We start from the raw sequence: 18,510 nt of genomic DNA on the forward strand, positions 1-18,510 counted from the left end.
GCGGCTGTCACCGGGGGCTGCTTTCCTGGACTCATGGCGAACAGGAGCGTGGTCGTGGAGCGCCGGATCGCGGCCCCCATCGAGCGGGTCTGGCACGCGCTGACGGACCTGGAGGGCGCACCCGCACTGCTCAGTGGTGTGGATGCGGTGGAGATGCTGTCCCAAGGACCCTTCGGGGTCGGGACGCGGTGGCGGGAGACCCGGCGGGTGCTGGGGAAGCAGGCCACCGAGGAAATGTATGTAACGGCCAGCGACGCCCCGTACCGCTATGTGGTGGAGGCCGATTCCCCCGGCGGCGCCCACTACGACTCGGAGTTCCTCCTGCGGGAGGTGGGACCCGACGCGACCCAGGTGCGGATGACCTTCACGGCCGTACCGCCCTCGGGGGTGGGCGGGCTGCTGGCCAAGCTCTTCGGGGGGATCGGCGCCCGAGCGGTCGCCAAAACGATCGCCAAGGACCTGGAAGAGGTGGCATCGGCGGTGGAGAAGGGGCACGGGGGCGCCTGAGCACCACCGGAGCGCCATACGGATCAGGGGCTCGAACCGCGAGTTCACCGCCAGTGGACGGTTGAGCACCACCCGGGCGCCATACGGTCGGGGGCCCGGGTCGCGAGTTACACCGCCAGTGGACGCTTGAAGTCCACACGGTCGGAGGCGGCCAGTTCGCGGGTTCACCGCCAGTGGTGCGCGATCGAGGCTCCCCCCAGCCCAAAGACTGTTCAGAGCCATCATCACGGGCTGCGTTTCGGGCAGTTGGCAAGCCATGGATCCCGCCCGTGCGCCCATGATCGGAGTACAGAACGAACGCACTAACTGCACATCCCCCAGGCATCAGCCACGCCTGAGGGGGCAGGCCTCCTCCCACACCGCACCTGAAGATCGGGAGAGGCCATGACCACAGCATCCGAAACCGCCAGAGCCGCCGAGGCTCCGGACGGCGACGGTCCGCTGAAGCGGGCCATCGGGCCGAAGTTGCTGATCCTGTTTGTGATCGGCGACATCCTCGGTACCGGTATCTACGCCACGACGGGCAAGGTCGCGGGCAAAGTCGGCGGCGCCCTGTGGCTGCCGTTCGTCATCGGCTTCCTTGTCGCCGTCCTCACCGCGGCCTCCTACGTCGAACTGGTCGGCAAGTACCCCAAAGCGGCCGGCGCGGCCCTCTACACCCAGAAGGCGTTCAAGGTCCCCTTTGTGACCTTCATCGTGGCCTTCCTGGTGATGTGTTCGGGACTGGCATCCGCCAGTGCCGCGGCCCGCGCCTTCAGCGGTGACTACTTCCTGGAGTTCACCGACGCCGTCCCGGCCACCCTCATCGCGATCCTGTTCATCCTGGTCCTGGCCGCGCTCAATCTGCGCGGTGTCTCGGAGTCGGTGAAGGCCAATGTGGTGCTGACGATCGTGGAGTTGAGCGGTCTCGCGATCATTCTCGGCATCGGCGCGTGGGCGGTTCTCTCCGGCGATGGAGACGCCTCCCGACTCACCGAGTTCGAAGCCAGTGGCACCGGATACGCCCTGATCACCAGCGTGTTGGGAGCCACCGCCCTGGGGTTCTTCGCCTTCGTCGGCTTTGAGGACTCCGTCAACATGGCCGAGGAGACCAAGGACCCGGTCCGCACCTTCCCCAAGGCAATCTTCATCGGCGTCGCCGTCACCGGAACCATCTACGTCCTGGTGGCCCTGGTCTCCTCGCTCCTCGTCGACCATCGCACCCTGGCGGGCTCAAGCGGCCCGCTGCTGGAAGTGGTCAAGGCCGGCGGAGTCGACTTCCCGCCGAAACTCTTCGCGCTGATCGCCCTATTCGCGGTCACCAACTCCGCGCTCATCAACATCATGATGGCTTCGCGACTCTGCTACGGCCTGGCCAATGAGCGCATCCTGCCGCGCGTCATGGGCAAGGTGCTGCCGGGCCGATGCACCCCCGTCGTGGGGATCGCGTTTGTGTCGGTGCTCGCGATCGGCCTGGTGACCACGGGCGAGATCGAGGGGCTCAGCGACACCACGGCCTTCCTACTGCTCTGTGTCTTCGCAGTCGTCAACATCGCGGTGCTGGTGCTGCGTCGAGACCCGGTGGCGCACAAACACTTCCGTGCGCCCACGGCTCTGCCCGTGCTCGGTGCGATCACCGCCCTGATCCTGGCCAGCCCGCTGGCCGACCGAGATGTCGAGGTCTACATCCGGGCGGGCGTGCTGCTGGCGATCGGCATCGCCCTCTGGGCGGTCAACAAGGCCGTACTGAAGACACGCGGCGAGGAGCGGGCCTGATCGGTCCTGGAGCTCGGTCGCGAGTCATCGGACGTCGCGCCGGACTACGCGGGTGGGCAGCGGCGGATGGCGCACAAGGCTCTGAGGGGTCTGGCAGAGGCGAGGGGTCTGGCAGAGGCGAGGGGTCCGACTCTTCGGCCCCTCTCGGCGCGACGGCGCCTCTCCTGTGGCGGGGAGTGGCCAACCGTCAGGAGAGTGTCCACCCACACCCGCGAGCCCAGTCTCGCTCTCAGCCGCGATCTGGGCGGATCTCAACGGCCGTCCCAGCCGCGAGCTTCAACGCCGTCCCAGCCGCGAGCCCGGTCGCGGCGAACGCATCCGCCGCGGAAAGGCCTCGGCGGGCACCAGCCAACCCCCGCCGAGCAACTCACTTGCCGGGGCCTGCGGAAGCGATGCACACCCGCCCGTACCGGCTGAAACCGAAAGCGGCACAACCGGGCGCGCCCGGACAGGACCGCAGCGAGCCATACGAGACGGTCGTTCGACCCCATAGTGCCATGAACTGGGTATGTGGTGCGCGTATTTTATCGTTTATGCTCAGGTTTCGACGAGAAATGAAAGAACTCTCATCCCGGGTCACCACATAACGTAGCCTCCCCGTCACTGCCGCCGTACATCTGTGCGCGGAACACCGGGGTGAGAAAGGAGAGTCCACGTGCCTGGAATCGATGAGTGTCTGCTGGAAGCCATGTTGGTACCCGGCGCACGCGGAGCCTCCGTTGTGGACTGGTCCAGTGGGCTGTCCCTCGGCAGCGTCGGCGAGGCACCGGGCGACGACCACGAAACCACCGCGGCCGAGACGGGGGAACTCGCCCGTCTGAGCGCCGAGTTCGCCACCTTCGCCGCCACTCCGTCTTCTGGGGCGCTCGTCGACGGCAAACCCGTTACCGCCCCTGCCACCGCCCCCGCCACCGCGGTCCCCGCGCTCCCGGTCCTGGCATCCCAGTCCGCCCGGGGCTCGACCCCACTGGTGGAGGACCTCATCCTGACCACCCGCTCCGGCTACCACCTGGTCCGCTTTCTGGCCACCTCCTTCGACAGCACCGTCTGCCTCCATCTCTGGCTCGATCGGGATCTGGGCAATCTCGCCCTGGCTCGACTGAGGATGCGTGACCTCGCCGAACGGCTGGTACTCGGATGAGAAACCCCGTCTCCGTCGTCTCACCCATGCTCATACGCCTCACCGATGAGCGGGCCACCGGAGTGCTGATACGCGACCACGGCGCGCTCTACCTGATCGACGGCCAGGTGGTCCACGCCGAAGCAGCCGCCGCACCCGGGCTGGATGTGCTGCTGACCTCGGGGGGAAGACTGCGCCCCGAACACTGGGAAGAAGCGATAGCCGAGGCGGGCACCCGCTGCCAGGTCGCCCGCCAACTCGTCATCAATGGCCACCTCACGGTCGGCGAGCTGGAGCTCTGCCATCTCGCCACCCTCTTCGACGCCGCCTTCTTCACCCTCGCGACAAGAAGCGGGGCGACCCGGTTTCGCTATGGAGTCACCCACTGGTTGGGGCCCATCCGGCCGGTCCCCCCAGGAACGGTCGAGCGCGAATCCATGCGCCGGGTTCGGCTGCTGAACTCCGTCTGGCCCTACGCCGAGGTGGACACGGCCCCCGTACGACGCCGAACTCGACTCGCCGGGCGGGTGATCAGCCCCCACCGCCGAGCACTGCTGGACCTGGCGGACGGGATACGGACACCATCGACCATCGCCAGGGAACTGGGCCGCCCAGCCTTCAACACCCTGGTCGAAGTGCGCAGACTCGCCGCCGACGGATTTATCGACGCAAGCGCCGGCGTCCCGCCTCCGCCCGGACAACAACCGTCCGCAGCCGGGGCACAGCCATCCAAAGAACCATCGGACCCAGCGGTCAAGGAATCACCGCCCGCGCCGGACAGCGCTCTGCTCCGCCGTATCCGTGAAGCACTGGAGGCACCCCGGTGAATTCCCCCACCGCCCGCCAGGTCCCTCGTCGGACCTCATGAGGCGCGCCACACGGCTGCGCGCCGAGAGGAGACAGCTGATGACGGCCGAGGCCGATGTGCTGGCAGAGCTAAGACGGCTTCGGGTCCGCGTACCTCAGCTGACCGGGGCATTCGCCGCCCGTACCGACGGGGTGGTGCTGGCCGCGGATATCGGAAGTACACCGGAAGAGGCCAAGGAGCGCGCCGAGCGGCTCGCCGCCCTGACCGCGTCCGTACTCGGCGCGGCAGCACAGCTCAGCGGGGTGGGCGGACAGGGCGGCTTCCGTGAGCTGCTGGTCCGCGGGGAGCAGGGTTACACCGGCGTGTACGGGGCGGGCCCATCTGCCGTACTCGCCCTGCTGGCCGGCCCCCGGGTCAATGTGGGGCGGCTCCATCTGGAGGCCCGGCGCGCCGGTGCCCGCGTCGGCGATCTGATCGATGACGCGCTGGGCGCCCTGGAACGGCCGGAGGCCAACTGACCACCCCTCGCCCACTTGCACACTGCGCCACTGAACAGAACGCAGTCGCACCACAACCATCGCGATACCAGCAGCAAAGCAATAACCGGAAGGAAACACACAGCTCATGGCCAACACCGAAGCCGCCCTCAAGGAAGCGACCACCTCCATCGAGGGCGTCCTGGGCGCCGCGCTCGTCGACTACACCAGCGGAATGGCCCTCGGCACGATCGGCGGCGGGAAAGACCTCGATCTCGCGGTCGCCGCAGCGGGCAACACCGATGTGGTGCGTGCCAAGGTCCGCACGATGGAGCAGCTCGGTCTGCAAGACGGCATCGAAGACATCCTGATCACCTTGGGCACCCAGTACCACCTGATACGGCTGCTGCGTGGCCGCGGCACCGATGGTCTCTTCCTCTATCTGGCGCTCGACAAGAGCCGCGCCAATCTGGCGATGGCCCGCCACCAGCTGAAGAAGATCGAGTCCCAGCTGGAGATCTGATCGCGCGGGCGGGTCAAGGGCGAACGTGACCCGCCCGGCCTGGGGCCCAGGAGGACTGGGGTAGTTCGTTCGGATCAGGATCAGGATCAGGATCAGGATCAGGCGAGCCTGGCAAGATCCGAACGAGAGGCGCTAGCGGCGTCGCGCCCCACCGGGCGCGGCGTCCCCCGCCGCGATCCCCGTGGTGCGAAAGCCCTTGGCCCGCTTCCCTACCGGGCCGCCCTTGACCCAGTCCGTACGCAACCAGAGCAGCGTCTGCGCATCGCGCTCCCACCGACCGAGCCACAGCGCCTTGGCCCAGAGGCCCGCACCGACACCAGCCAGCAGTAGACCGCCCGCAGCGGGCAGGGCGAACGAGCTGGCGACGGCGACGGCGAACGCCGCCAGCAACTGCCATCGATGAGCACGCCGCCAGTTCCGCAGGGTCACCCGGCGGTCCTGGAGCACATCGCCGCGTCCCGCGCGGGTGGCGGTTTCAGCGAAGTGGGTATAGCGGCGACGGCGCAGCAGCGCGGTGACCACGGCCGTGATCAGCAGCAGCGCCGCCCCGGACAGCACCCCGATACGGCGCCCGGTGAGGCCGGGCAGCAGTACCCCGACACCTGCGGCGATCAACCCCGCCCACCACAGGGGCGCCGCCCCAGCACGTACCACCACCGCGACCCTCACCAGCGACTGCGCCCCGCGCCCCACTTGTCCCACTCCATCCGTCGTGCCGTCAATGCTGTCGGGACCGCCCCAACCACCGGTGCGTCAGAGCAGCAAGTGCGTCAGAGCAGCCGGCGTGTCAGCCGGCCTGTCAATCGGCGTGTCAGCCAGCCTGTCAGAGCAGTCGGTGCCCTACGTGCCGGCTGGCTGGGCTGCCCCAACCCACCCTGGCAACCAGCTCTCCGACCGACCGCGGCCCACCAGCACAAGTCGGTAGGGGCCCATGCAGGCGGGCGCCCGTCGCTCTGCCCCGTCGCGCTCGTTGTTGTGTCCCGTCGCGGTGTCCCATCGCACCCCTCAGCGGCTGTCCCGCGCGGAGAATAGCCGTGATTTCTGAGGGGCGTCTGAGAAGACACTTGAGAAGACCACGCCGATCCCACCCCTAGTCCACGAACAACCCGCGTGCCGCCGCTCGGGTGTCAAAGTCCTCCAACCGCGCCTGGGCGTCCGGCAGCGCGTCGCACATCGACTCCAGCAGGACCCTCCCCAACAACATCGGCCCACATGCGGTGTCGAACGAGAATCCCGTGCCCACCGCGGCCGGGATCAGCAGATCGCTGTGCTCCGCGACCGGGGCGAACGCCGAGTCCGCGACCGTCACCACGGTCAGCCCGGTGCCCCGGGCATAGGCGAGCGTCTCCACGACCTCCCGCGGATGCCGGGGCAGCGCAAAGCAGAGCAGCACGCTGGCGCCCGCGCGACGAGCGCTGTCGATGCGGTCGGCCAGCAGACTGCCCCCCTCGTCGAGGAGCCGGACGTCCGGGTGGACCTTGTCGGCGAAGTAGGCGAAGCCACGGGCCTGGGCGGCGGCTGCGCGCAGCCCGAGAACGGGCAGCGGTCGGGAAGCGGCGAGCAGCCTCCCGGCGCGTTCGACCGGTACCGGGTTGGCGAGCAGTTCGGAGAGTTGCCGAAGGTTCTCGATCTCGGCGTGGACGGCCTGCTGGTATCCGTTCGGGGCGTCGTCGGCCGTGGGGGCGCTGTCGGGAGGTGCGAACTCCCGGAGGTGCTTGCGCAGCGCCGGATAGCCGTCAAAGCCGAGCGCAACGGCGAAGCGGGTGACGGACGGCTGGCTGACCCCGGCTAGTTCCGCCAACTCCACACTGGACAGAAAGGGCACATCGGCCGCCCGGCGCACCATGCTGTGGGCGATTCGCCGCTGGGTGGGAGTGAGCCGGTGCCCTTCGAAGAGCTCTTGTAGTCGTGCGGCGGGGCCGTCGCTCATGCCGTCCCCCCTCATCGCGCCTGTCATCGCCTCTTCACTCCTTGGGTCCGTGGTATCCGTGCGGTGGTGGCCGGCGAGCCGGACCCTGACGTCCCATCATCGGTCAGAGCGGCGCGCCACGGCCGGGTTCCGGTCCCTCCGGGTGACCGAACGGGAAACAGTGGGGGTAGCCCCACTGACTCGGATGATTTCGCCCCGTAGCGTTCCGGGTTATGGAAGCCCGCGACCCAGAGCTCAAGAAAGAGCTCGACGCCACCCTTCATGCCCGCCGCGAACTGGGCGAAGAATACGAGTCCGCACTCGTCGAGTCCTTCTTGGACAAGGTGGAGCAACGTCTCGACGGCACGGTGGACCGCCGGGTACGCCGCCAGCTCGCCGAACAGCAGATGGTCGTGGCACGCGGTGCCCGCCCACCTCAGCAGAGTGTCGATCCGAACTTCGGGGAACGGTTCGGCTTCGGCATCATCACCATGATCCTGGCGGTGCCACTGTCCGCCATCGGCGTGGTGAACGCCGACCTCCCCGGGCTGACCGTGACCTGGATCGGCATTGTGGGGGTCAACTTCGTCCATGCGTCGAGGGGCTTCTCCCTCTCGCGTCGGCGCGAGGAGAAGCAGAAGGCCTCCGACTGGGAGGAGTGATCCCCGAGCCTGACCACCAGCGCCAATCCTGTCCAGCGGCGCGGAGTCTCAGTTCCGGGTCCTGGCCACGTGGGTCCGGAAACCCGCACCGCCGTCTCTGGAGGGCGGGCCCGAGCCCGGGTTCGTACGGCCGGGGGGATCATCGACCAGCAGGCCGTCCGACCGGGCGGCACGGGGAAGTCCGGCGCGGGAACCGCCGCACCCCCGGCCGCCGGCCAGGGAGCGGGACGACGGCGGTCCCCGCGAGGGACACGGTCCCGGGTCAGGGCCGGTCACCGCGTCCTGGGCGTCTTCGATCCGGGAGCCGCTCCGGAGTTCTCGACGCCGTCGGTGGTCTCACCACTGTGCAGGACGCGTGTTAACCGGATGCTGCGCATATGTGACACACACGTACCGATCATGCGAACTGCTCCGCTCCCCAAAGACCCGTCACGGGCACAGCCCCGGCCCCCGGCCGTGTATGGCCACAGGCGTTCGACTGCGCCGGGGGACATCCGAAAGCCGACAGCCGTACGCACCCGAGCTACCGGCTACCGGCTACCGGGGCAGGGGCTTGAGCCGCCCTACCGGCTACCGGGGCGGCATCACTTGCCGGCGGCGAGGAACGCCAGCAGGTCCTGACGGCTGACGACTCCCTTGGGCTTGCCCTCCACCAGCACGATCGCCGCATCCGCCGCGGTGGTCGTATCGCTCAGCACACTCATCAGATCCGCCACCGGCTCGCCCGAGCCGACCTGGGGCAGCGGGGAGCTCATGTGCTTCTCCAGCGGATCGGAGAGGGAAGCGCGCTCGGTGTAGAGGGCGCCGAGCAGTTCCCGCTCCACCACCGAGCCGATGACCTCGGCGGCCATCACATCCGGATGACCGGCGCCGGGCTTCACGATGGGCATCTGGGAGACGCCGTACTCCCGCAGTACCTCGATGGCCTCGCCCACGGTCTCCTCCGGGTGCATATGCACCAGGCTGGGGATCCTGCCGCCCTCCTTGTGGCGCAGCACGTCACCGACGGACGCGGACGGGCCGGAGTCCTCCAGGAAGCCGTAGTCCGCCATCCACTCATCGTTGAAGATCTTGCTCAGATAGCCGCGTCCGCTGTCGGGGAGCAGGACGACCACCACATCGTCGGGCCCAAGGCGCGCGGCCACCTCCAGTCCGGCGACGACCGCCATGCCGCAGGAGCCGCCGACCAGCAGGCCCTCCTCCTTGGCGAGACGGCGGGTCATCTGGAAGGAGTCCTTGTCGGACACGGCGATGATCTCGTCGGTCACCGTCCGGTCGTAGGCGGTGGGCCAGAAGTCCTCACCGACGCCCTCAACGAGATAGGGGCGGCCGGAACCCCCGCTGTAGACGGAGCCCTCGGGGTCAGCGCCGATCACCTTGACGGTGTTGCCGCTGGCCTCCTTGAGGTAGCGGCCGGTACCGGAGATGGTGCCGCCGGTGCCCACACCCGCGACGAAATGGGTGATCTTTCCCTCGGTCTGATCCCACAGTTCGGGACCAGTCGTCTCATAGTGCGAACGCGGGTTGTTGGGGTTCGAGTACTGGTCGGGCTTCCAGGCACCCGGCGTCTCGGTGACCAGCCGATCAGAGACGTTGTAGTACGAATCGGGATGTTCCGGGTCCACCGCGGTGGGGCAGACCACCACTTCGGCGCCGTACGCCCGCAGCACGTTGATCTTGTCCGTGGAGACCTTGTCCGGGCAGACGAAGATGCACTTGTAGCCCTTCTGCTGGGCCACGATCGCCAGTCCCACACCGGTGTTTCCGCTGGTCGGCTCCACGATGGTGCCACCCGGCAGCAGCGCGCCGCTCTCCTCGGCAGCCTCGATCATCCGCAGGGCGATGCGGTCCTTCACCGAGCCGCCGGGGTTGAAGTACTCGACCTTGACCAAGACCGTCGCCTGAATGCCCTCGGTCACGCTGTTGAGCTTCACCAATGGGGTATTGCCGACAAGACTGATCATCGAGTGGTGAATGCGCACAATGTATCTCCGGGAGCTCCGTAGTGAATGCGGCCAGAGTAAGCGGACCGGGGCGGGATTGGGGGACGGCGGCTACGGGGCAGTTAGCTCATAACCGACGAGTAGTGAACGGCGTCGGAGCGCGAGGAGAGGAGGTCCGGACGGTGTCGAGGGCGAGAGTGGCACGGCGCATCGCAGCGGGCGCCGCCTACGGCGGCGGAAGCATCGGCCTGCTCGGAGTGGCGACCGTGGGCGTAGTGGTCGCAGAGGTTCAGTTGGCGAAGCGCACGGTCGGCGGGGGTACCGCCCCGGTGCCACCCCGGGGGAACGGTCTCTACGGACTGGCCTACGGGCGCACCAATCCGCTGCTCCTTGGGTTGCTCGGCGACTCCACGGCGGCGGGGCAGGGGGTACGCAGAGCGGGCCAGACACCGGGGGCGCTCATGGCCTCGGGACTGGCAGCGGTCGCGGAGCGACCGGTCGAGCTGTCCAATGTGGCCCTGCCGGGGGCACGGTCGGACGATCTGGAGCGCCAGATCGCCGAACTGCTCGCGGACCCGTCCAGAAGACCCGATGTCTGCGTGATCATGATCGGTGCGAACGATGTCACGCACCGGATCCCCGCCACGGATTCGGTGCGCCATCTGGCAGCGGCCGTCCGCAGACTCCGCACGGCAGGCGCCGAGGTCGTGGTCGGCACCTGCCCTGACCTGGGCACGATCGAGCCGGTCTACCAACCGTTGCGCTGGTTGGCCCGAAGGGCGTCACGGCAACTCGCGGCGGCCCAGACGATCGTGACGGTGGAGCAGGGGGGCCGTACGGTTTCCCTCGGGGATCTGCTCGGCCCCGAGTTCGAGGCGAACCCCCGGGAGATGTTCGGCGCGGACAACTACCACCCGTCCGCGGAGGGGTACGCGACGGCGGCGATGGCGATGCTGCCGACCGTGTGTGCGGCACTGGGCGTGTGGCCCGAGTCGGACCGCCCGGAGGCGGCTCGCGACGAGGCGATGCTCCCCGTGGCCAAGGCCGCTGTCACGGCGGCGAAGGAGGCGGGCACCGAGGTCACAGGGGCCCGAGCTCCCTGGGCTCTGCTCAAGCACCGCAGACGGCGGCGGCTGCCGGAGCCCGCGTCGGTGCCGGATTCACCCAAGCCACACGCCTCGGAGACGACCCACCGATAGGGGCTACCGCGGGCGGGCGCCCAGGCGCCTGCCCGGGGTGCGCCTGGGCGGATACGGGAGCGCACCCCCGGGCGACTCGGCAACGGCAACGGCAACGCGGGTACGGGCGGCAGCTCGCGTCGCACCTCGACAGCAAGCGGGCCGATACGAAGGCAGGCGCGCTCGGACGGCTCGGCGAGGCGGACCGGGGCGGCAGCCCGCACCACGCAATCGAGCTTCGGCATCGGCATCGGCATCGGCAGGAAATCATCAGGCAGGGCAGATGGCGCGCGGTGCCGAGTGGCCCAGCTTCAGAAGCGAGCGCTCGCTTAGAATTGAGTTGACCATCACACCCCCGCACCCGTGACCTCACGGCTACCTAGAGGTAACTTCCGACGCAGCCTCTCCCTTCCACTTCTCCCTCCCTCTGGAGCCGTGATGCCTGAAGCCGTCATCGTTTCCGCCGCCCGCTCCCCCATCGGCCGAGCCTTCAAGGGCTCACTCAAGGATCTGCGTGCCGATGACCTGACCGCGACGATCATTCAGGCGGCCCTTGCCAAGGTGCCCGAGCTCGATCCCCGGGACATCGACGATCTGATGCTCGGCTGCGGCCTCCCCGGCGGTGAGCAGGGGCACAATCTGGGACGGATCGTGGCCGTTCAGATGGGGATGGACCATCTGCCGGGGTGCACCATCACCCGCTACTGCTCATCGTCGCTGCAGACCTCCCGTATGGCCATGCACGCCATCAAGGCCGGTGAGGGCGATGTCTTCATCTCGGCCGGCGTGGAGATGGTCTCCCGGTTCGCCAAGGGCTCCTCCGACGCGCAGCCCGATACCCAGAACCCGCTCTTCGCACAGGCTCAGGCGCGTACCGCCACGACCGCCGAGGGCGGTGTCGACAGCTGGCACGACCCTCGTGAGGACGGTCTTCTGCCGGACGCGTACATCGCCATGGGCCAGACCGCCGAGAACCTCGCCCGCTTCAAGGGCATCACTCGGGCGGAGATGGACGAGTTCGGCGTCCGCTCGCAGAACCTCGCCGAGGCCGCCATCGCCAAGGGGTTCTGGGAGCGCGAGATCACTCCCGTCACCACGCCTGACGGCACCGTCGTCAGCGCGGACGACGGCCCGCGGGCCGGGGTGACGCTGGAGGGCGTCCAGGGGCTGCGGCCCGTCTTCCGGCCCGATGGGTTCATCACGGCCGGCAACTGCTGTCCGCTCAATGACGGCGCCGCCGCTCTCGTGATCATGAGCGACACCAAGGCGAGCGAGTTGGGGCTGACGCCCCTCGCCCGCATCGTGTCCACCGGAGTCTCCGGACTCTCGCCCGAGATCATGGGTTACGGACCGGTCGAGGCATCCAAGCAGGCACTCGCCAGGGCCGGGATGACCATCGACGACATCGATCTGGTCGAGATCAACGAGGCGTTCGCCGCCCAGGTCATCCCGTCCTATCGGGATCTGGGCATCGACATCGACATCGACAAGCTGAACGTCAACGGCGGCGCCATCGCCGTCGGCCACCCCTACGGCATGACGGGCGCCCGCATCACGGCCACCTTGATCAACAGCCTCCAGTTCCACGACAAGCAGTTCGCACTGGAGACGATGTGCGTGGGAGGCGGCCAGGGCATGGCCATGGTCATCGAGCGGCTCAGCTGAGGTGCAGTGGAGGGTAGGGGTCGCCCGAGGAACGAGGGCGGCACCTGCCCGCAACGAAAGCGAAGCTGAACGCGACCACAAACACCCAGCGGCTCAGCTGAGGTGCAGTGGAGGGTAGGGGTCGCCCGAGGAACGAGGGCGGCACCTGCCCGCAACGAAAACGAAGCTGAACGCGACCACAAACACCCAGCGGCTCAGCTGAGGCGCGGTGGAGGGTTCGCCCACGTCAGCTGTGGTCCTGGGGAGTTCGCCCGGCGGTTCAGCTGAGGTGAAGCGGAGTCCGCGCAGGGGCCCAGCTCATGCGGGCAGCAGCGGCCCCCGGCCGTCTCGCTGAGGCTGCGGTGCCACCGCTCGCCACCGACATGGCACTCAGGGCCAAGTCGTGACCGAAACTGCCCCAGGATGTGACCTTGGTCCTGGGGCAGGTGCATTTCCGCAGGTCAAACCAGTATCGCGGTAAACACCGGGCCAAAAGTCCTGTCCAATTCGTGACGTAATGCACTGACAGCTCGGGCAGGCCCATCGCAAGCTGATGTAGGAAGTCGGGGGTGTCGACGAAAACGGGAGTACGTCAGTGAGCACCATGTCTCTTGCCCTGCTGCTGACCACGGCCGCCGCAACGGTTGTGGGCGCCGCTGCTCTGCACGCCGCCCATGGGCTTCGCCGGCAGGTCACAGCCCTGCGCACCGAACTGTCCGAGCTGAACATCGCGGCCACCGCGCGGCCCATCGCCGCCGTGCCGCAGGCCCGCCCCACCCCCCTGGCGGAGATCAGGGCCGCCGTCGCCGAGGCCCTCGCGGAGGAGCGGGAGCGTGAGCTGGCCGAGGCCAGGGCCTTCTGGGCGGCCCAGGAGTCCCGCGACGCCAGTGACGCCCCCGCCCGACTCGGCGGGGACGTCACCGCGCCCCTGCTGGGCGGTATGGGCACACCCGGTGACGAACTGCCGTTCTATGTGCCGCGGCAGGCCGACTTCGTCGGTCTGGAGGCCTTGGACCTGGATGCCATCGAGGGGCAGGACGAGTTGGTGGAGTTCATCGACTACGCCGATCTGCCCGAGGTCATCGAGTTCGCCGAGGACTCCCCCGAGCTGGCAGCGGCCCGGCGCCGTCACCCCTCACACCCCGACTTCGTGCCCGTACAGACTCCGGTGGTCACCGATCATGAACGGACCGTGGAGCGCCTGGAAAGCCTCGCCGAGGCGCGTACCGAGCTGGCCGATGTCAGGCCGGGCCCGCTGGGAACGCTCGATGTCTATGTGTTCACGGACGGCACCACGCTCTGTATGACTCCCGGTCATCGGGAGACCGCGGAGCGCCTGGCGAACGCCCTGCGCGCCGGTGACACTCCCGTACTGCTGGGTGGCTCCAGCGTCTCCGGGGCGTACGCCCTGACCTTCGTCTGTGGCGAGGAGAGCGTCTACATACTCGCGGACCGCGTCATAGCGTCCCTGTGATGCCCGCGGTCGTCTCCGCGCCCGTCATCGAAAGGCACGTTCCGCAGCTGCTTTGACCAGAATCGCGGCCTCGTCCACCTCTGCCGTACGGCGGGACGGGGCCGTTCTCAGCGCCTCGGCCAAATCCGTTCCGGCCACCATCAGTTGGTCCGCGACGGCGAAGAGGCCCATGTCGGGCATGGTTCGAGGCTCTCGCTCGGGGGCTTCGATCCGTTGGGCACGCAGTGCCAACTCCCTGGCCAGCCCCAGTGCCTCCGCTGCGGCCCCGCGTTGGAGGCGGCTCTGCGGGGCGACTCGCAGCCGGTCGGCGAAACGGTCGACGGCCACGGTCAGCTCTGTCGTATCAAGCACCGTTCGACCTTATGCGCATCTCCGGGACTGTTGCCAATACGCGAACCCTCAGGCACGGTGTCGGGAAGGAGCACACGCGCAACGCGTCCGGAGGCGCCGATGTCACAGCTCTTCTCCGAAGAGACCCACCGCAATTTGCTCTCCCGAATCCCCCATTGCACCGGTCGTGAGGTATCCGACTGGCTCCGCACCGTCGAGGATGGCCCGTCCCTCATCCGTTTTGAGGAGAAGGTCAGCTGGCTCCGGGGCGAACACGATCTCGCATACGGCCACGCCAAAGCGATCATCCATGAGTACGACCTCAGGCGGGCCGCCCGCAGACTGCTGTAGCCCCTTCCCATGACCCCTATTGGCATCTGTCCGACCCCCTGACATGCGGAAGGGCCCGCAGGCAGTGCCTGCGGGCCCTTCTCTACGAGGTGTTAGTCGTTGCCCTGGAGGATCGAGAGGAGACGCAGCATCTCCAGGTAGATCCAGACGAGGGTCAGGGTGAGGCCGAAGGCCGCCAGCCAGGATTCCTCGCGCGGGGCACCATAGGTGAGCCCGTCCTCGACCTGCTTGAAGTCGAGAGCGAGGAAGCAGGCACCGAGGATGATGCCGATCACTCCGAAGAGAATGCCCAGGCCGCCGCTGCGGAAGCCGAGGCCGTCACCGCCGCCGATCACGGCGAACAGGAGATTGACCGCCATCAGGAGCACAAAGCCCATCGCGGCGGCCATGACGAAGCCGTAGAAGCGACGGTTGACCCTGATCCAGCGCATCTTGTAGGCGATGAGCACACCTGCGAAGACCGCCATCGTGCCCAGGACCGCCTGGGGGACGACACCCGCGCTGATGTAGGTGCTGACCGCGCTGGAGATGACTCCGAGGAAGACACCCTCGAACGCGGCATAGCTCAGGATCAGCGCCGGAACCGGCTTGCTCTTGAAGGCCTGGACGAGCGCCAGGACCATCGCGATGAGCGCGGCACCGATGGCGATGCCATACGACTTGCCGATGCTGTCCTGGTCGACGGGCAACAGGAACCAGGAGAGGGCTGCGGTGACGACCACGGTGCCGAGTGTCATCGCGGTGCGCGAGACAACATCGTCGATGGTCATCACACGGGAACTGGGGGGAGCCTGCTGGTCCCCACCGAGCTGGGTGTCGGCCGGTGCGTACGGGTTGGTCGCGTACGGGTTGCCGGTGCCCGGGGCGTAGGGGTTGGTTCCTACGGCGGGGCCCCCGGCCTGCGGCTGCGCGTTGAAGCCCGCATTGCCGTTGTCGCGGCTGAACCCCCGTCGCGAGAAGACCGGGTTACTGCTCCTCATCTCACTCCTCCATGGCCACCGTGCGCGGCCTTGCGTTAAGAGTAATGCGGGTGCAAAGAAAGCACCCTAATGCTCTAGGAGGATCTTTCCCGATCGTGACCCATGTAACAGGCCAATTTCTGCCGTTCCACTCCATCTGATGGGCGCCCGACGCTCCTGTGCTTCCCCAGCCCCCGGCGGTGGGCCGGGGGCCCGGGGGCTGGCCCGGGGCAAGCGGGGGCGGGGCTCGGTTGGGGGAGGCCTCCGCGCACACCGCCCGCTCCCCCAACCAGGTGGCGGAAAGCAGAACGGACAAGAGGCCGCGTCAGGCTTCCACCCCTGACGGCGGTCACAGCCGACGGCTCCGTCGCGGCGAGCCTCACGGCAGCCGTGCCGAGTGATCGCTGGTGGTCCGTGCGACCCTCGCTGTCCGACGCACGGCCGGACGGACCTATTCGCCGCCCCGCTTGATATTCCCGCTGCATTCGATTGGCCGGGTATTCGGGGGTGGACGTCTTTCAGCAGAAGGGGCGGAACCCCGCACTGTTTTCGATGGTCACGCGATGAACACTGGTGGCTGATCCGTCACGGTCAGCAACCTGGCGCACGGGGAGAATTCTCCGACCATACGGTCAGTACGTACCGACCGTACCGACCCGACCAGCCAGAGGCGATGAGCGTGAACCGTGCAGCTCCGCGGAGCTGCAGACAGGCAACGCGCCAGGACTCTTCGTCCCGCGCCCAGCTCCGTAGCTGCTCGATACATCGGCGAGTTCCAGACCCTCCTCGGGTTCCCCACAGATCAGTGCTCCGGACCACGGCACCTCGGGGTCAGGATTCCAGCCCACTGGCGATACGGACCGCCTGCACACTCAACCGGCGCGGGGCCCGACCCACATAGGGAGTCGCAAAGGCACCCAGCACCGCCCGAGCCAGCTCGCCGGCACCCGACGTCGGCCCTTCCTCGATCGCTTCCGCCCAGTGGACGGGCTTCCCCCATGGCATGGGCAACGCTTCACTCATGGCCGTCGTACTCCTGTTTCGCCACCTCTACCCCGGCGAAAGCCACTGGGCCGCGCCGCTCCCCGGCACGGCCAGGTCGGCCCCCACACGTTTCCCCCCAGCTCAGCCGGTCCACGCCCCACTGGCCGCGACAGAGCGCAGCCACCTTGCGGCGAATCTCGGACCTCGGAGAACCGGACCGAACTGGCCGGTCCTAGCCCGATTCTCGGCTTGCCGGCCGGGGTCTGTACCCGAGGGCGCACTCCCGGGCGCATCTGTAGCCGGAGTAGAGATCGGGTGCCATAGCGCAGCGGCGAACGCGCCGGTCGGAGGCGGTTTTCGTGACGCTCAAAGGTATGGCCCGCTGTTCACCTGGCGGCAATTCGGTCATACGGGCGCCGCGGGCCGGGCGTTGTTGGCGGTGCAGCATGTGCCATGTGCAGGGAGTCTGCATATTCGGCCGCCGCACCCGGTGGCGGCCGGGTCGCCCCGCCCGCCACCGGGTCGCAACCGCGGGTCAGCGCCGCAGACCGCGGTCCAGCGCGGCGATCAGCGAGCCCTGGGCGTCATCCCCGTCCAGGGACCAGACCATCACGCCGCCGAGACCGTTCCGCTGGGTGTAGCGGGCCTTCTGGGCGGCGGTGGCCGGGGTGTCGTACGTCCAGAACTCGGTGCCGTCGTACTTCCAGGCCGCGCCGAACTCGCGGTCGGTGTGCACGGCGCCCGGCAGGTCCTTGATGGCCTTGTAGGGCAGTTGGCCGCCGCCGCGCGGGGACATGCCGGTGGCGGGCTGGTAGAGGCCGTTCTTCGCCCCGGCGGGCACTCCCGTCCAGCCGTAGCCCCAGGATGGCACCCCGAGCACCGCCTTGCGGGCCGGCAGGCCGCCGGCCAGGTAGTGCCGCACCACCCGGTCCGCGCTGTAGCTGTAGCCGATGCCGGAGGGGTCGGCCGGGTCGGTGTAGAGGTTCGCCTGGTGGTTGGTCGGGCCCTGCGGCTCCCAGGAGCCGTGCATGGTGTAGGTCATCAGGTTCAGGTAGTCCACCTGGCGGGCGACCTTCCGCAGCTCCAGCCGGTCCGCGACGTCGGTGTTGTTGGCTACGGCCGCCGTCAGCAGGTGGCGCCCCCGCCCGCTGCCGCCCACCGCGTCCAGCTGCCGCCGGAACTCGGCCAGCAGCAGGGTGAAGTTGCGGCCGTCCTCGGGGCGCACATGGTTGTCCGGCAGACCGTCGCCGCCCGGGTGCTCCCAGTCGAGGTCGATGCCGTCGAAGACGCCCGCGGCGCTGCCCGGGCCGCCCCCCGGCGCGTCCAGCTGCGGCAGGTTGCCCTTGATGTAGAGGTCGACGCAGGAGGCCACGAACTTCTTGCGCGCGGCGTCGGTGGCGGCCACGTCCGAGAAGTACTTGGACCAGCCCCAGCCGCCGATCGAGATGACGACCTTCAGGTGGGGGTTCTTCGCCTTCAGCTTCCGCAACTGGTTGAAGCTGCCTTTCAGCGGCTGGTCCCAGTTGTCGGCGACGCCGTCCACCGAGTCGGCCGCGTCGATCGGGCGCTGGTAGTCGGCCCAGGCGTCGGCCTGGTCGGCCAGGTTGTCCGCGAAGCAGGTGCCCTCGGGGGAGATGTTGCCGAAGGCGTAGTTGATCACGGTCAGCTTCGCCGCCTGGCCCGAGTCCTGGACCTTCTTGGCGGAGAAGCCGCTGTAGACGCTCCACCCGGTGAAGTAGGCCACACGGTGGCCGGGCAGCTGGCGGCTGTCGTCGTCATCGGCTTGAGCGGTCGCGGGGACCGCGACGAGCGAGGCGAGCAGAGCCGTCGCCAGGAACGCGGAGGTGCGTCTGAACATACTGGTGGCCTTGTCTGAGTGGGGTCAGA

18 protein-coding genes are annotated in these 18,510 nt (G+C 68.3%); 11 read left to right on the forward strand and 7 right to left on the reverse strand.

What is annotated here, in order from left to right:
- Positions 1 to 33 precede the first annotated feature (33 nt).
- From NBG84_RS17890 to NBG84_RS17915, 6 genes are all read left to right on the forward strand, one after another.
- Positions 34 to 507, forward strand: a complete 474-nt coding sequence (locus NBG84_RS17890) for an SRPBCC family protein (protein WP_250920471.1) — start codon at positions 34 to 36, stop codon at positions 505 to 507.
- A gap of 384 nt (positions 508 to 891) precedes the next feature.
- Complete coding sequence (locus tag NBG84_RS17895; RefSeq protein ID WP_250920472.1) at positions 892 to 2,262, forward strand: APC family permease; 1,371 nt, start codon at positions 892 to 894, stop codon at positions 2,260 to 2,262.
- Between the two features lie 655 nt (positions 2,263 to 2,917).
- A complete protein-coding gene (locus NBG84_RS17900) occupies positions 2,918 to 3,403 on the forward strand; it encodes a hypothetical protein (RefSeq protein ID WP_250920473.1) in 486 nt (161 codons plus the stop codon).
- A complete protein-coding gene (locus tag NBG84_RS17905; protein ID WP_250920474.1) occupies positions 3,400 to 4,209 on the forward strand; it encodes a transcriptional regulator in 810 nt (269 codons plus the stop codon). The genes NBG84_RS17900 and NBG84_RS17905 overlap by 4 nt, the downstream gene beginning before the upstream one ends.
- A gap of 79 nt (positions 4,210 to 4,288) precedes the next feature.
- Positions 4,289 to 4,708, forward strand: coding sequence for a roadblock/LC7 domain-containing protein (locus NBG84_RS17910; RefSeq protein ID WP_250920475.1), 420 nt, complete (start codon positions 4,289 to 4,291; stop codon positions 4,706 to 4,708).
- A 106-nt stretch (positions 4,709 to 4,814) separates the two neighbouring features.
- On the forward strand, positions 4,815 to 5,189 hold the full coding sequence (locus NBG84_RS17915; RefSeq protein ID WP_250920476.1) for a hypothetical protein: 375 nt from the start codon (positions 4,815 to 4,817) through the stop codon (positions 5,187 to 5,189).
- A gap of 132 nt (positions 5,190 to 5,321) precedes the next feature.
- On the opposite strand, the gene NBG84_RS17920 is transcribed toward NBG84_RS17915, so the two are convergent.
- Together NBG84_RS17920 and NBG84_RS17925 are read right to left on the reverse strand one after the other, a co-directional pair.
- Positions 5,322 to 5,882 (reverse strand): hypothetical protein, encoded by a 561-nt coding sequence (locus NBG84_RS17920; protein ID WP_250920477.1) that lies wholly within the window; start codon positions 5,880 to 5,882, stop codon positions 5,322 to 5,324.
- A 397-nt stretch (positions 5,883 to 6,279) separates the two neighbouring features.
- Entirely contained in the window at positions 6,280 to 7,119 is an 840-nt protein-coding gene (locus NBG84_RS17925; protein ID WP_250920478.1) for a MurR/RpiR family transcriptional regulator, read from the reverse strand.
- Positions 7,120 to 7,331: 212 nt separating this feature from the next.
- On the opposite strand from NBG84_RS17925, the gene NBG84_RS17930 reads away from it, so the two are divergent.
- On the forward strand, positions 7,332 to 7,760 hold the full coding sequence (locus tag NBG84_RS17930; RefSeq protein WP_250920479.1) for a hypothetical protein: 429 nt from the start codon (positions 7,332 to 7,334) through the stop codon (positions 7,758 to 7,760).
- 584 nt (positions 7,761 to 8,344) lie between these two features.
- Here the strand turns inward: NBG84_RS17930 and NBG84_RS17935 are convergent.
- Positions 8,345 to 9,742, reverse strand: coding sequence for a cystathionine beta-synthase (locus tag NBG84_RS17935; RefSeq protein WP_250920480.1), 1,398 nt, complete (start codon positions 9,740 to 9,742; stop codon positions 8,345 to 8,347).
- 158 nt (positions 9,743 to 9,900) lie between these two features.
- On the opposite strand from NBG84_RS17935, the gene NBG84_RS17940 reads away from it, so the two are divergent.
- The 3 genes from NBG84_RS17940 (at position 9,901) to NBG84_RS17950 (ending at position 13,999) form a co-directional block, all read left to right on the forward strand.
- Positions 9,901 to 10,902 carry an SGNH/GDSL hydrolase family protein gene (locus tag NBG84_RS17940; RefSeq protein ID WP_250920588.1) on the forward strand — a complete coding sequence of 334 codons (1,002 nt, stop codon included), beginning with the start codon at positions 9,901 to 9,903 and terminating at the stop codon, positions 10,900 to 10,902.
- Between the two features lie 417 nt (positions 10,903 to 11,319).
- Positions 11,320 to 12,546 carry an acetyl-CoA C-acetyltransferase gene (locus tag NBG84_RS17945; RefSeq protein WP_250920481.1) on the forward strand — a complete coding sequence of 409 codons (1,227 nt, stop codon included), beginning with the start codon at positions 11,320 to 11,322 and terminating at the stop codon, positions 12,544 to 12,546.
- Positions 12,547 to 13,129: 583 nt separating this feature from the next.
- Positions 13,130 to 13,999, forward strand: coding sequence for a hypothetical protein (locus tag NBG84_RS17950; protein ID WP_250920589.1), 870 nt, complete (start codon positions 13,130 to 13,132; stop codon positions 13,997 to 13,999).
- 24 nt (positions 14,000 to 14,023) lie between these two features.
- Here NBG84_RS17950 and NBG84_RS17955 read toward each other — a convergent pair whose 3' ends face one another.
- On the reverse strand, positions 14,024 to 14,350 hold the full coding sequence (locus tag NBG84_RS17955; protein ID WP_250920482.1) for a hypothetical protein: 327 nt from the start codon (positions 14,348 to 14,350) through the stop codon (positions 14,024 to 14,026).
- A gap of 99 nt (positions 14,351 to 14,449) precedes the next feature.
- Here NBG84_RS17955 and NBG84_RS17960 point away from each other — a divergent pair, with 99 nt between their 5' ends.
- Positions 14,450 to 14,680, forward strand: coding sequence for a DUF4287 domain-containing protein (locus NBG84_RS17960; protein WP_250920483.1), 231 nt, complete (start codon positions 14,450 to 14,452; stop codon positions 14,678 to 14,680).
- A gap of 92 nt (positions 14,681 to 14,772) precedes the next feature.
- Here the strand turns inward: NBG84_RS17960 and NBG84_RS17965 are convergent, their stop codons facing one another.
- The 3 genes from NBG84_RS17965 to NBG84_RS17975 all read right to left on the reverse strand — a co-directional run bounded on the left by NBG84_RS17965 (position 14,773) and on the right by NBG84_RS17975 (position 18,481).
- Positions 14,773 to 15,660, reverse strand: a complete 888-nt coding sequence (locus NBG84_RS17965) for a Bax inhibitor-1/YccA family protein (protein ID WP_250920484.1) — start codon at positions 15,658 to 15,660, stop codon at positions 14,773 to 14,775.
- 810 nt (positions 15,661 to 16,470) lie between these two features.
- Positions 16,471 to 16,662, reverse strand: a complete 192-nt coding sequence (locus NBG84_RS17970) for a hypothetical protein (protein WP_250920485.1) — start codon at positions 16,660 to 16,662, stop codon at positions 16,471 to 16,473.
- A 496-nt stretch (positions 16,663 to 17,158) separates the two neighbouring features.
- Positions 17,159 to 18,481: a glycoside hydrolase family 18 protein gene (locus tag NBG84_RS17975; protein WP_250920486.1), complete on the reverse strand. Its 1,323-nt coding sequence runs from the start codon at positions 18,479 to 18,481 to the stop codon at positions 17,159 to 17,161.
- Positions 18,482 to 18,510: the final 29 nt, after the last annotated feature.

This window comes from Streptomyces albipurpureus (assembly GCF_023701525.1).
Taxonomy (GTDB): domain Bacteria; phylum Actinomycetota; class Actinomycetes; order Streptomycetales; family Streptomycetaceae; genus Streptomyces; species Streptomyces albipurpureus.

Bases quoted from the DNA above. Each gene is read 5' to 3' on its own strand.
- NBG84_RS17890 (WP_250920471.1), top strand. From the start codon at position 34: ATGGCGAACAGGAGCGTGGTCGTGGAGCGCCGGATCGCGGCCCCCATC.
- NBG84_RS17895 (WP_250920472.1), top strand. From the start codon at position 892: ATGACCACAGCATCCGAAACCGCCAGAGCCGCCGAGGCTCCGGACGGC.
- NBG84_RS17905 (WP_250920474.1), top strand. From the start codon at position 3,400: ATGAGAAACCCCGTCTCCGTCGTCTCACCCATGCTCATACGCCTCACC.
- NBG84_RS17910 (WP_250920475.1), top strand. From the start codon at position 4,289: ATGACGGCCGAGGCCGATGTGCTGGCAGAGCTAAGACGGCTTCGGGTC.
- NBG84_RS17915 (WP_250920476.1), top strand. From the start codon at position 4,815: ATGGCCAACACCGAAGCCGCCCTCAAGGAAGCGACCACCTCCATCGAG.
- NBG84_RS17925 (WP_250920478.1), bottom strand. From the start codon at position 7,119: ATGAGCGACGGCCCCGCCGCACGACTACAAGAGCTCTTCGAAGGGCAC.
- NBG84_RS17930 (WP_250920479.1), top strand. From the start codon at position 7,332: ATGGAAGCCCGCGACCCAGAGCTCAAGAAAGAGCTCGACGCCACCCTT.
- NBG84_RS17945 (WP_250920481.1), top strand. From the start codon at position 11,320: ATGCCTGAAGCCGTCATCGTTTCCGCCGCCCGCTCCCCCATCGGCCGA.
- NBG84_RS17950 (WP_250920589.1), top strand. From the start codon at position 13,130: ATGTCTCTTGCCCTGCTGCTGACCACGGCCGCCGCAACGGTTGTGGGC.
- NBG84_RS17960 (WP_250920483.1), top strand. From the start codon at position 14,450: ATGTCACAGCTCTTCTCCGAAGAGACCCACCGCAATTTGCTCTCCCGA.
- NBG84_RS17965 (WP_250920484.1), bottom strand. From the start codon at position 15,660: ATGAGGAGCAGTAACCCGGTCTTCTCGCGACGGGGGTTCAGCCGCGAC.
- NBG84_RS17970 (WP_250920485.1), bottom strand. From the start codon at position 16,662: ATGAGTGAAGCGTTGCCCATGCCATGGGGGAAGCCCGTCCACTGGGCG.
- NBG84_RS17975 (WP_250920486.1), bottom strand. From the start codon at position 18,481: ATGTTCAGACGCACCTCCGCGTTCCTGGCGACGGCTCTGCTCGCCTCG.